The 12,512-nt window shown below is 62.4% G+C and carries 8 protein-coding genes; 6 read left to right on the top strand and 2 right to left on the bottom strand.

What is annotated here, in order from left to right:
* Positions 1 to 81: 81 nt before the first annotated feature.
* Entirely contained in the window at positions 82 to 1,017 is a 936-nt protein-coding gene (locus tag E8E78_RS07385) for an ABC transporter substrate-binding protein (RefSeq protein WP_049274502.1), read from the bottom strand.
* A gap of 303 nt (positions 1,018 to 1,320) precedes the next feature.
* Between E8E78_RS07385 and E8E78_RS07380 the strand changes: the two genes are divergently transcribed.
* Together E8E78_RS07380 and E8E78_RS07375 are read left to right on the top strand one after the other, a co-directional pair.
* On the top strand, positions 1,321 to 1,929 hold the full coding sequence (locus E8E78_RS07380; protein WP_049274503.1) for a cysteine dioxygenase: 609 nt from the start codon (positions 1,321 to 1,323) through the stop codon (positions 1,927 to 1,929).
* The gene (locus tag E8E78_RS07375; RefSeq protein WP_049274504.1) at positions 1,926 to 3,512 is read left to right on the top strand and encodes a rhodanese-related sulfurtransferase; all 1,587 of its coding nucleotides are present in this window, start codon (positions 1,926 to 1,928) and stop codon (positions 3,510 to 3,512) included. The genes E8E78_RS07380 and E8E78_RS07375 overlap by 4 nt, the downstream gene beginning before the upstream one ends.
* 189 nt (positions 3,513 to 3,701) lie before the next feature.
* Here E8E78_RS07375 and E8E78_RS07370 read toward each other — a convergent pair whose 3' ends face one another.
* Positions 3,702 to 4,676 (bottom strand): RHS repeat-associated core domain-containing protein, encoded by a 975-nt coding sequence (locus E8E78_RS07370; protein ID WP_084738481.1) that lies wholly within the window; start codon positions 4,674 to 4,676, stop codon positions 3,702 to 3,704.
* 585 nt (positions 4,677 to 5,261) lie between these two features.
* Between E8E78_RS07370 and mexE the strand changes: the two genes are divergently transcribed.
* From mexE to E8E78_RS07350, 4 genes are all read left to right on the top strand, one after another.
* Positions 5,262 to 6,503, top strand: a complete 1,242-nt coding sequence (gene mexE / locus E8E78_RS07365) for a multidrug efflux RND transporter periplasmic adaptor subunit MexE (protein WP_280311649.1) — start codon at positions 5,262 to 5,264, stop codon at positions 6,501 to 6,503.
* 12 nt (positions 6,504 to 6,515) lie between these two features.
* Complete coding sequence (locus tag E8E78_RS07360; protein WP_049274507.1) at positions 6,516 to 9,695, top strand: efflux RND transporter permease subunit; 3,180 nt, start codon at positions 6,516 to 6,518, stop codon at positions 9,693 to 9,695.
* Complete coding sequence (locus tag E8E78_RS07355) at positions 9,692 to 11,107, top strand: TolC family protein (RefSeq protein ID WP_061203885.1); 1,416 nt, start codon at positions 9,692 to 9,694, stop codon at positions 11,105 to 11,107. The genes E8E78_RS07360 and E8E78_RS07355 overlap by 4 nt, the downstream gene beginning before the upstream one ends.
* 276 nt (positions 11,108 to 11,383) lie before the next feature.
* Positions 11,384 to 12,439 carry a HEAT repeat domain-containing protein gene (locus E8E78_RS07350; RefSeq protein ID WP_049276408.1) on the top strand — a complete coding sequence of 352 codons (1,056 nt, stop codon included), beginning with the start codon at positions 11,384 to 11,386 and terminating at the stop codon, positions 12,437 to 12,439.
* Positions 12,440 to 12,512: the final 73 nt, after the last annotated feature.

The raw sequence follows: 12,512 nt of genomic DNA, 5'->3' as shown, positions 1-12,512 counted from the left end.
CCACAGGAGCCCCTAAGGCCGAAGCCCAACGGAGTACCTGTGGGAGCTGGCTTGCCGGCGATAGGGCCATTACAGAAGTGCTTAGTGGTCGAGCGCTGCCGCGAACGAGGTATCGAACAGGCTCGACGCCGGGTAGTTCTTGATCAGCCCCAGCCCGGCAAAGAAGTCCACGGTCTTCTGCGCATCCACGATCACCTGCGGGTTCAGCGGCGCGACATCGGTACGGGCGCGGGCAAACCAGATGCGGGCAATGCCGCGGTCGGCACGGGTGCGTTTGGCCCAGGCATCGGCATAAGCCTCGGTATGGGCCGGGTCGCTCAGGGTCCAGTCACGGGCCTTTTTCAGGCGCTGCAGAAAATCACTGATCTGCGCCCGCTTGGCCTCCACCGCCTTGGCATTGGCCACCACGAAGCTCTGCGCCGGGATCAGCCCTTCAGCCGTGGCCAGCACCCGTGCCCCTTGGCGTTCCTGCTGAGTAACATAGGGCTCCCAGGTCGCGATCACGTCCACGGAGCCGCCATCCAGGGCATGCGAGGCGTCCAGGGCGCTGAGGTAGCGCAGCTCCAGGGCATCGCGCGGCACGGCGGCCTTGTCCAGTGCGCTGAACAATAACTGCTGGCTCCAGGAGCCCTTCCAGATCGCCGCACGTTTGCCGCGCAGGTCTTCGAGGCTTTGAATGTTCGAGTCCTTACTCGCCAGGATCGCCACGCCATCCAGGTTCTGCCGGCTGACCGCAATCACCTTGATCGGGGCGCCCAGGGCACCAAGGAACAACGGCGGCGCATCGCCCAGCAGGCCGATGTCCAGGCTGCCCACGTTCAGCGCCTCGGCTACCGGCGAGCCGGCCGTAAACTGCTTCCACTCCAATGTATACGGCAGGTCGTCGAGCACGCCGGCCGCTTCCATGACCGCTCGGGCATTGAAGCTCTGGTCACCGACCACCAAGGTTTGCGCGGCAGCGGCCAGGCTGAGGGAGCTGGCCAGCACACCGGCAGCCAATTGCTTGAGGTATCGCACGTTCGTCTCCAGGTACCGTAGGGGTACTTCAGGCCGATCCGCGCGTGCGGTCTCGTGGGGGGCATGGGGCTGGTATATTCACTTTGAATATAACCAGAACAATGCTTATAAGTTATCGATTAAGCGCAGCGCCGTGAAATTCGTTTTGGGCATAACCTAATGCTTTGCCCATGCGCCCATTTCAAAACAGATTCACCCATCTGTAAATGCGTTATTTGCATATTAGCTTATTCGTATTTTTACTTTTGAGAATATTCAGTGCGTTTGCTAGGGTTAAGCCAAACCGTCAGCCGAGCCTGAACCATGAGCCAACCCCTGCGCCTTGAGCGCCTGCGCCACTTCATCGACGCGCTTGCGCAATTGGTGGACCAAGAAAACGACGAAGCCACCCTCCTCGACCACGGCCAGAGCCTGCTGCGCAGCCTGGTCGCCCACGACGACTGGTTGCCCGAAGCACTGGCGCAGCCAGACCCGACCCGTTACCAGCAATATTTGCTGCATTGCGATTCGCGCCAACGCTTTTCCATCGTCAGCTTCGTCTGGGGGCCAGGCCAGCAGACACCGATCCACGACCACCGGGTCTGGGGCCTGATCGGCATGCTGCGCGGCGCGGAATATTCGCAAGGCTTCGCCCGTAGCGAACACGGCGCATTATTGCCAGCGGGTGAGCCTGTACGCCTTGATCCCGGCCATGTAGAGGCCGTTTCGCCGCGTATTGGCGATGTTCACCAAGTCAGCAACGCGTTCGACGACCGGGTTTCTATCAGCATCCACGTGTATGGCGCCAACATCGGTGCCGTCAGCCGCGCTGTGTACTCGCCCGACGGCAGCGAAAAACCGTTCATTTCCGGCTATTCCAACAGCCTTCTGCCCAACATCTGGGACCTGTCCAAAGAGAACCCTGCCCCATGAGTACCGTTGCCACCCGCTCCTACCAAGACATTCGCCAGGCCTTGCTGGCCCATGAAGAACTGGCGCTGATCGATGTGCGCGAGGAAGACCCGTTCGCCCAGGAACACCCCCTGTTCACTGCCAACATCCCCTTGTCCAAGCTGGAGCTGGAGATTTTCGCCCGCGTGCCACTGCGCGACACCCGCATTACGGTGTATGACGACGGTGAAGGCCTGGCACATCAGGCCGCCGAACGCCTGGTGGCGTTAGGGTACAGCGATGTCGCATTGCTCGAAGGCGGCCTGGCCGGCTGGCGCGCCGCCGGTGGCGAGCTGTTCCATGACGTGAACGTGCCGAGCAAGGCCTTTGGCGAGCTGGTCGAAAGCGTGCGCCATACCCCGTCGCTGGCGGCCGAACAGGTGCAGGCGCTGCTGGACGACAAGGCCGATGTGGTGGTGCTCGACGCCCGCCGCTTCGACGAATACCAGACCATGAGCATCCCGGGGGGCATCAGTGTGCCGGGTGCCGAACTGGTACTGCGAGTTGCCGAACTGGCGCCCAGCCCCGCCACGCAGGTCATCGTCAACTGCGCAGGGCGCACCCGCAGCATCATCGGCACCCAGTCGCTGGTCAACGCCGGCATCCCCAACCCCGTGGCTGCCCTGCGCAACGGCACCATCGGTTGGACCCTGGCCGGGCAAACGCTGGCACACGGCCAGGAGCGCCGCTTCGCCGAGGTGAGCGACAACACCCGCGCCAACGCCGCCCAACGCGCCCGCAATGTGGCCGACCGCGCCGGTGTGCTGCGCCTGGAGCGCGAAGCCCTGGCCGTTTGGCAGGCCGATACCCGGCGCACCACCTACCTGTTCGATGTGCGCACCCCCGAGGAATATGCCCACGGCCACCTGCCGGCCAGCCGCAGTGTACCGGGCGGGCAACTGGTGCAGGAAACCGACCACGTCGCCAGCGTGCGGGGGGCACGAATCGTGCTGGTGGATGACGACGGCGTGCGGGCCAACATGAGCGCTTCCTGGCTGGCGCAAATGGGCTGGCAGGTCGCCGTGCTCGATGGCGTGTCGGCGCAAGATTTCAGCGAGACCGGTGATTGGCAGGCCCCCCACCCTCCACTGCCCGCAGTCACCGAAATCGGTGTCGAGCAGTTGGACGACTGGCTGCAAACGCCAGGCACCGTGGTGCTGGACTTCACCACCAGTGCCAACTACGTTAAACGCCATATTCCAGGCGCCCACTGGGCAATTCGCGCGCAGTTGCCGCAGGTGCTGGAACAGCTGCCAGTAGCCGAGCGATATGTACTGACCTGCGGCAGCAGCCTGCTGGCACGCTTTGCGGCGGTAGACTTGCAGGCGCTTACGCAAACCCCAGTGTACGTACTGGACGGCGGCACGGCGCAGTGGATTGCGGCAGGCAAGCCGCTGGAAAGTGGCGAAAAGCACCTGGCGGTGGCGCGTACCGACCGTTATCGCCGGCCTTATGAAGGCACTGATAACCCGCGTGAGGCCATGCAGGGGTATCTGGATTGGGAGTTCGGCCTCATCGCCCAGCTTGAACGCGACGGTACGCATGGGTTTCGTGTTTTGAAATGAGAGAATCGGGGCTGCCGTGTGGCAGCCCCAAACTGATATCAAACGATAGGTCCCTACCACGACCAGATAATTCATGATAGGCCTTGACCACATCGACCTCCTCTCTGAAAACCAGCGTGGCAACTTCTTCAGCGTTCCAATACCGCGAACAGCTGCAGCAAACCTTGAAGAGCTCACATGAAGTCTAAATTATTGCCGACGTGGATCCTGTATTCCGCCCGCAAATGTATTATCAATAAAATAACTGAGTGAGCCCTCCATAGTTATACTACGAATAAGGGGAATACCACGGGCCAGCGAATAGATTTCTTTAAGTCTGTCATTCACACTACCGCTATACATCTTTGCGACTAGGTACGGTTGCTCACCTCGGTAAGCGTTGTCAAGTGCTTGCTGCAATGTTTGGTCGGCATAGGCCGGGTCCATCATCCATTTATCCCACTGAATTTCACCGTTTGTTGCTGCCTCAAAGCCTTCTTGGTGCCCCTCTATACGCCCCTCGCTTACCCCTTCAGTCCTACCCGCCGCATATCCGTCGATATAACCCTGTGCATGGCCCTCGGTATGGCCCTCGGTATGCCCCTTGGTATGCCCCTCAGAAAAACCCTTGGCAAGACCATTTGCCTGCCCATCCGCCTTCCCTTTATCGTATGTTTTGACCTTACTGGAAAGACCGGTGAGGCGTGTTAGTTGTTTCTTGAATGATCGCCACAATTTGGCCCTGCCCGATGGATCACTATAATTAACAGGATCGTTCTCACAGTATACGTAAGCGTTAATCCCGCCCTTACCAAACGGACTAAGTCCATCAGCACTGCAAAACCTCATCAGCATCGGACTGTATGTACGGTGCCCGCCCCCCAACAAATAGAGGCCATTGAGTTGACAATGTTGGCCGGTAAAACCTAACAACCTACTGGGCGGGGCTGCCCCGTGTAAAAATCCAAACGCCGTATAACTTATCGAACTCCCTCGTCGCTCTGACTGAATGGTACTGAGGGAATCAACACCATAGAGATTAGCAGCGACAGCGCTACCTTTCAGATCAACCTCTGCCAGCGGCATACACCTACCAGACAGTAACGAAATACTCTCCGCAGCCTTTCTACTCGTGGCAAGTTGCTTGCCACGATAAAAGTACAACTGAGTATTTAATTTATTCATCGTATACCTAGCCTAAGTCGTAACCTAGCTCCAACCCTGACCGATGGAGCGGTAGGCACTAGCGTCGACGAGTACGAAATCGAACACAACTGTTAAAAATGCTAGTTTTCTATTCCAGGGTATCCCGTTTATCCGTGACGCAGTAGGTAGGCGCCAGCTGGAACATGCTTTTGCAGCTGCTTGCATTTACGGGACGGGGTTGCTGCCCCGGTGGGCGATCGGGGTACCAGATTCGGCATTTGCCCACTCGCTGCTGACCGGCACCACCCTGGAGTTGCTCGGCAGCAGCCAGGGAGACTGAGCGCGGGCTCCGGGCTGGCCTCTGTTGGTATTACTTGAACGGCCGCCCCCTTCCAGCACCTGCCGATCCCGGCTTGGTTCGCCGCCTGAATCACTTGCAGTATGACCTGTGGGAGCAGGCTTGCCCCGCGAAAGGGCCGGCAAGGGCACCCTACCATGCCCACCATCGATGAAATATCTCGACATATCATTCAGCGTGATATTAACCTTCGTCCCGTTCGATTCGTGCCTCACGCGCAACACACTCACACTCCGCCCACTACTAATACATTGGCGGAGTTCTCCATGGAACAATCTCTCAAACCCTTGCGCTTCCCTCTCGCTGCCTTGGCAGTGGTGGTGATCAGCGCTTGCGGTCGAACCCCAGACGCCGTGCAGGCTCCCCCCGCGCCGAAGGTCACTGTGGCCAAAGTGATCGAGCAACCGATCAACGAATGGGACGAATTCACCGGCCGCCTTGAAGCCCCGGAAACTGTTGAAGTTCGCCCGCGGGTAGCCGGCCAGATCGACCAGGTCGCCTTCACCGAAGGCGCCCAGGTCAAAAAAGGCGACCTGCTGTTCCAGATCGACCCACGCCCGTTCCAGGCTGAAGTCCGCCGCCTTGAAGCACAACTGCAACAGGCCAAGGCCACCGCCATTCGCAGCGCCAACGAAGCGCGCCGTGGCGAACGCCTGCGCGACAGCAACGCCATCTCCGCCGAACTTGCAGAATCGCGTAGCAGCGCTGCCGCCGAAGCCCGCGCCGGGGTCGACGCGATCCAGGCACAGCTCGACCTGGCGCGCCTGAACCTCAGCTTCACCCGCGTCACCGCGCCCATCAGTGGCCGCGTCAGCCGTGCCCAGTTCACTGCCGGCAACATCGTCACGGCCGATGTCACCCCGCTGACCAGCGTGGTGTCCACCGACAAGGTCTACGCCTACTTCGACGCCGACGAGCGCGTGTACCTCAAGTACACCCAGCTGGCGCGCGAAGGCCAGCGTGGCCAGACCACCCCGGTGTACCTGGGCCTCACCAATGAAACCGGCAACCCGCACCAGGGCCAGATGAACTTCGTCGACAACCAGGTCAACCCGCGCACCGGCACCATCCGCGGCCGTGCGGTGTTCGACAACCGCGACGGCCAGTTCACCCCGGGCCTGTACGCACGCCTGAAGCTGGTCGGCAGCGCCCAGTACGACGCCATGCTGATCAACGACGAAGCCGTGGGCACCGACCTGGGCAAGAAGTTCGTGCTGGTCATGGACAAGGACAACAAGGCCACCTACCGCGCCGTGGAACTGGGGCCGAAGCTGGAAGGCCTGCGCATCGTGCGTAGCGGCCTGGCCAAGGATGACCGCATCGTGGTCAAGGGCCTGCAGCGCGTGCGCCCAGGCTCGCCGGTCACCCCGGAAGAAACCCCGATGGCCAGCGAACAGACCCTCGCCGCCCTCGCCCAGCAGCGCCAGGCACTGGAGGCCAGCAACCCGGCGCCGAAAGTGGCGGGCAACAACGTGAAAGTCGCCAGCGCCCAGGCGCCACGCGGTTAAGGGAACATACCGATGAACTTCTCGAAATTCTTCATTACCCGGCCGATTTTCGCCGCGGTGCTGTCGCTGGTGCTGCTGATTGCGGGTTCGATCTCGCTGTTCCAGCTGCCGATCAGCGAATACCCCGAAGTGGTGCCACCCACCGTGGTGGTACGTGCCAACTTCCCCGGCGCCAACCCCAAGGTCATCGGCGAAACCGTCGCCGCGCCGCTGGAGCAGGCAATTACCGGTGTGGAAAACATGCTGTACATGTCTTCCCAGTCCACCGCTGATGGCAAGCTGACGCTGACCATCACGTTCGCCCTGGGCACCGACCTGGACAACGCCCAGGTGCAGGTGCAGAACCGCGTCACCCGTACCCAGCCCAAGCTGCCCGAGGAAGTGACGCGTATCGGTATCACCGTCGACAAGGCCTCGCCCGACCTGACCATGGTCGTGCACCTGACGTCGCCGGACAACCGCTACGACATGCTCTACCTGTCCAACTACGCCATCCTCAACATCAAGGACGAGCTGGCGCGTCTGGGCGGCGTAGGCGACGTGCAACTGTTCGGCATGGGCGACTACTCGCTGCGCGTGTGGCTCGACCCGAACAAGACCGCTTCGCGCAACCTGACGGCCAGTGATGTGGTCGCGGCAATCCGCGAGCAGAACCGCCAGGTGGCCGCCGGCCAGCTGGGCGCGCCGCCTGCCCCAGGCTCGACCAGCTTCCAACTGTCGATCAATACCCAAGGCCGTCTGGTCAACGAGGAAGAATTCGAGAACATCATCATCCGCGCCGGTGCCGATGGCGAGATCACCCGCCTGAAAGACATCGCCCGGGTTGAACTCGGCTCCAGCCAGTACGCCCTGCGCTCGCTGCTGAACAACCAGCCGGCGGTGGCCATCCCGATTTTCCAGCGCCCAGGCTCCAACGCCATCGAGATCTCGGACGAAGTGCGGGCGAAAATGGCCGAGCTGAAAAAGGACTTCCCGGAAGGGATGGACTACAGCATCGTCTATGACCCGACCATCTTCGTGCGCGGCTCCATCGAAGCAGTGGTGCACACCCTGTTCGAAGCCCTGGTGCTGGTGGTGCTGGTGGTGATCCTGTTCCTGCAGACCTGGCGCGCCTCGATCATCCCGCTGCTGGCGGTGCCGGTCTCGCTGATCGGTACCTTCGCGGTCATGCACCTGTTCGGTTTTTCACTCAACGCGCTGTCGTTATTCGGGCTGGTGCTCGCCATCGGTATCGTGGTGGACGATGCCATCGTCGTGGTGGAGAACGTCGAACGTAACATCGGGCTGGGCCTGAAGCCGCTGGAAGCCACGCAAAAAGCCATGAGCGAAGTGACCGGGCCGATCATCGCCACCGCCCTGGTGCTGTGCGCGGTGTTCGTACCTGCAGCGTTCATTTCCGGCCTGACCGGGCAGTTCTACAAGCAGTTCGCCTTGACCATCGCCATCTCGACCGTCATTTCGGCGTTCAACTCGCTGACCCTGTCGCCAGCCTTGGCCGCGGTGCTGCTCAAGGACCATCACGCACCCAAGGACCGTTTCTCGCGGTTCCTCGACAAGCTGCTGGGCAGCTGGCTGTTCTCCCCTTTCAACCGGTTCTTCGACCGGGCCAGCCACAGCTACGTCGGTGGCGTGCGCCGGGTCATCCGCTCCAGCGGCATCGCCCTGTTCGTGTATGCCGGCCTGATGGGCCTGACCTACCTCGGCTTCTCGTCCACGCCGACCGGTTTCGTGCCGGCCCAGGACAAGCAGTACCTGGTGGCCTTCGCCCAACTGCCGGACGCGGCCAGCCTCGACCGTACCGAAGCGGTGATCAAGCGCATGAGCGAAATCGCCCTCAAGCAGCCTGGCGTGGCCGACTCGGTAGCCTTCCCGGGCCTGTCGATCAACGGTTTCACCAACAGCCCTAACAGCGGCATCGTGTTCACCCCACTCAAGCCATTCGATGAGCGCAAGGACCCGAGCCAGTCGGCGGCAGCCATCGCAGCCGCGCTGAATGCCCAGTTCGCCGACATCCAGGACGCTTACATCGCCATCTTCCCACCGCCGCCGGTACAGGGCCTGGGCACGATTGGCGGCTTCCGCCTGCAAATCGAAGACCGTGGCAACCTGGGTTACGAAGCGCTGTACAAGGAAACCCAGAACATCATCGCCAAGAGCCACAACGTCCCAGAGCTGGCAGGCCTGTTCACCAGCTACCAGGTCAACGTGCCACAAGTCGATGCCGCCATCGACCGGGAAAAGGCCAAGACCCACGGTGTGGCGATTACCGACATCTTCGACACCCTGCAGGTTTACCTGGGCTCGCTGTACACCAACGACTTCAACCGCTTTGGCCGCACTTACCAGGTCAACGTCCAGGCCGAGCAGCAGTTCCGCCTTGATGCCGAGCAGATCGGCCAACTGAAAGTGCGCAACAACCTTGGCGAGATGATCCCGCTGGCGACCTTCCTCAAGGTCAGCGACACCTCCGGGCCGGACCGGGTCATGCACTACAACGGCTTCATCACTGCCGAGATCAACGGCGCTGCTGCCCCGGGCTACAGCTCTGGTCAGGCGGAAGCTGCGATCGAGAAGCTGCTGAAAGAGGAACTGCCCAACGGCATGACCTTCGAGTGGACCGACCTGACCTACCAGCAGATCCTCTCGGGCAATACCGCACTGCTAGTCTTCCCGCTGTGCGTACTGCTGGCGTTCCTGGTGCTGGCTGCCCAGTACGAAAGCTGGAGCCTGCCGCTGGCGGTGATCCTGATTGTACCGATGACCCTGCTGTCGGCCATCACCGGTGTGATCGTGTCGGGTGGCGACAACAACATCTTCACCCAGATCGGCCTGATCGTACTGGTGGGCCTGGCGTGCAAGAACGCGATCCTGATCGTCGAGTTCGCCAAGGATGAACAGGCCAAAGGCCTGGATCCACTGGCTGCGGTGCTGGAAGCCTGCCGCCTGCGCCTGCGGCCGATCCTGATGACTTCGATTGCCTTCATCATGGGTGTGGTTCCGCTGGTGTTCAGCTCGGGTGCAGGTTCGGAAATGCGCCATGCCATGGGTGTGGCGGTGTTCTCGGGGATGATCGGCGTGACCGTGTTCGGCCTGTTCCTGACCCCGGTGTTCTTCTTCCTGATTCGCCGTTTCGTCGAGCGTCGCCAGGCCCGCAAGGCCGAGCGCGTTCAAGTGCTGGAGAACCATGCATGAACCTGCTCAAACCCCTGACCCCAAGCCTGCTGGCACTGGCCCTGGCAGCCTGTGCGGTAGGCCCGGACTACCAAGCCCCGGCAACCGAACCTGCACAAATGAGCAGCGATGTGCAGGCCAAGGCCTACGACCGTAGCCGCTTCGAAAGCCTGTGGTGGAAGCAGTTCGACGACCCGGTGCTGAACCAGCTGGTGCAGGCTTCGCTGGACGGCAACCGTGACTTGCGCGTGGCCTTCGCCCGCCTGAAATCCGCCCGTTCGATCCGCGAAGACGCCGAGAACGACCAGTTCCCGGTGGTCACCAGCCGCGCCAGCAGCGACATCGGCAAGGGCCAGATCCCCGGCCAGACCACGCAGCGGGTGAACAGCGAGCGCTATGACCTGGGCCTGGACATGGCCTGGGAGCTTGACCTGTTCGGGCGCATCCAGCGCCAGATCGAGGCCAGCGAAGCCCAGGAAGCGGTAGCCGCCGCCGACCTGCAACAGTTGCAGGTCAGCCTGATCGCCGAACTGGTCGATGCCTATGGGCAACTGCGCGGTGCGCAATTGCGCGAGAAGATCGCCTTTGCCAACCTCAAGACCCAGCAGGAATCGCGGACCATTACCGAAACCCTGCGCGATGCCGGCGTGGGCAACGACCTCGACGTGGTACGTGCCGATGCACGCCTGGCCGGGGTCGAAGCCACCGTGCCGCAACTGCAGGCCGAACAGGCACGGGCGCGGCACCGCATCGCCACCCTGCTCGGCCAGCGCCCCGACGCGCTCAGCGTAGACCTGTCACCCAAGGACCTGCCGGCCATCGCCAAGGCGTTGCCGGTGGGTGACCCGGGTGAACTGCTGCGCCGTCGCCCGGACATCCGCAGTGCCGAGCGCCAGCTGGCTGCCGCCACCGCCAACGTCGGCGTGGCCACGGCAGACCTGTTCCCCCGTGTCAGCCTCAGCGGCTTCCTTGGCTTTACTGCCGCACGCGGCTCGCAGATCGGCTCCTCGGCAGCCAATGCCTGGGCGCTGGGCCCAACCATTACCTGGGCAGCCTTCGACCTGGGCAGCGTGCGGGCCCGCCTGCGTGGCGCCAAGGCCGATGCCGAAGGGGCGCTGGCTAACTACGAGCAGCAGGTATTGCTGGCCCTGGAAGAATCGGCCAATGCCTTCAGCGATTACGACAAGACCCAGCAGCGGCTGCTGTCGCTGATGCGTCAGAGCGACGCCAGCCGCAAGGCAGCGGAGCTGGCCTCGATTCGATATCGCGAAGGTACGGTGGACTACCTGGTACTGCTCGACGCCGAGCGCGAGCGGCTGAGCGCCGAGGATGCGCAGGCCCAGGGTGAGGTCGATCTGTACCGCGGTATCGTTTCCATCTACAAGGCCCTGGGCGGCGGCTGGCAACCGGAGACCGTAGCCAGCACACGCTGACACACCCGTTTCAACGACTCCTTTGGTTGGCTCCTCCCCCAACCGTTTGCCCCGCTGGCCTTGGTCCGCGGGGCTTTTTTATGTCGTTTAATCTTCAGCGCCTGCGAGAACGAGCGCCGCCCGCGCGGCGCATCGCGAGCTGCGCTCGCTCCTACGCTTGTTTCGGGCCAATCGAACCTGCGAGATACGCGCGCGACCGCCTTGGCGCCTGCACTCGGTTGCATTTACCCCCCGGCTGGCCCAAGCTCTGCCCTTCCCGCCGCCACGGACCGTCCGATGCACAGACGCAACCGCTACCTGATCGCCCTGCTGCTGTTGATCCTGGTATCGGCCCTGTTCGGTTACCTGTGGCGCGATGAGCAGCCAGCCCCGCCGACCTTGCCCGCACACAGCTATGCCAAGGCGCTGCGCCAGGCCCATGACGGCCAACCCGGCGCTGCGCGCGTGCTGTACCAGCAATTGCAACGCGACGACCTGCCCCCTATCCGCCGCGCTGCACTGTATGCCGAGTTACCCAACTACCCCTCCCCCCAGGCTTTGAAACTCGCCCGCCAGGACCTGGAGCATGCCGACCCGCTGGTGCGCCGTGCGGCCATTGCCGGTATCCGCCGCCTGCTGCCGGCGGCCCAGCGCAGCCTGGTGCTCGGCCCATTGCTGGACGACGACGAACAAAGCGTGCGCTTTGCTGCCGTGGATGCCCTACTGGGCCTCGATCCCGATGCCATCGGCCTGTATTTCGGCCCGTTGCAGGCAGCCCTGGAACAATACCAGCAGGCGCTCGAGCAACAGCCCGAGGATGCCGACGCCCAGGTACACCTGGCGCGCCTGTACCTGCACGAAAACGACTACACCCAGGCAGCCACGGCCTTGCAGCGGGCGCTGGAGGTTGCACCCGGCAACCTCGACGCCCTGGCCACCCAGGTGCGCCTGCTGGAGCGTCAGGGCCACCACGATGCCTCGCGCCAGGTCTTGGGCAAAGCCTTGGCGCTAAGCCCCGACTCAGCCTTCCTGCAGTACGAGCTGGGGCTCTGGCTGAACCGCCACGAGCAGCGCGAGTACGCCTTGCTGGCTTTGTCCCGCGCCGTCGAACTGGACCCGGACAACGCCGACTACCGTTATACGCTGGCAGTCACGCTGCACGAGCTGGAACAACTCGACGCCGCGCAAAAGCAGCTGGAAACCGTGCTCAGCCGGCAACCGGCCAACCGCCGAGCGCGGGTGCTGCTGATCCAGTACTCGAAAGAGACCGGGCAACTGCAGAACGTACAAGTGCTGCTGGCCGAGCTGGAGCGTCAGAACCCGGACGACCCCGTATTACAACAGGGCCTGTAGGCAACACCTGAATATTGTTGAACCCTGAGTGTGTGCCCAGGGTCCAGTGGGTATCAGGCCACCCTACAGGAGA

This window comes from Pseudomonas sp. BN505, from assembly GCF_029873175.1.
Classification (GTDB): Bacteria; Pseudomonadota; Gammaproteobacteria; order Pseudomonadales; family Pseudomonadaceae; genus Aquipseudomonas; species Aquipseudomonas putida.
Note: the sequence above shows the minus strand (reverse complement) of the source record. Positions and strands in the feature narration are given on the sequence as shown.

Coding starts and splice junctions, on each gene's coding strand:
- E8E78_RS07360 (WP_049274507.1), top strand. CDS start 6,516: ATGAACTTCTCGAAATTCTTCATTACCCGGCCGATTTTCGCCGCGGTG.
- E8E78_RS07370 (WP_084738481.1), bottom strand. CDS start 4,676: ATGAATAAATTAAATACTCAGTTGTACTTTTATCGTGGCAAGCAACTT.
- E8E78_RS07380 (WP_049274503.1), top strand. CDS start 1,321: ATGAGCCAACCCCTGCGCCTTGAGCGCCTGCGCCACTTCATCGACGCG.
- mexE (WP_280311649.1), top strand. CDS start 5,262: ATGGAACAATCTCTCAAACCCTTGCGCTTCCCTCTCGCTGCCTTGGCA.
- E8E78_RS07375 (WP_049274504.1), top strand. CDS start 1,926: ATGAGTACCGTTGCCACCCGCTCCTACCAAGACATTCGCCAGGCCTTG.
- E8E78_RS07355 (WP_061203885.1), top strand. CDS start 9,692: ATGAACCTGCTCAAACCCCTGACCCCAAGCCTGCTGGCACTGGCCCTG.
- E8E78_RS07350 (WP_049276408.1), top strand. CDS start 11,384: ATGCACAGACGCAACCGCTACCTGATCGCCCTGCTGCTGTTGATCCTG.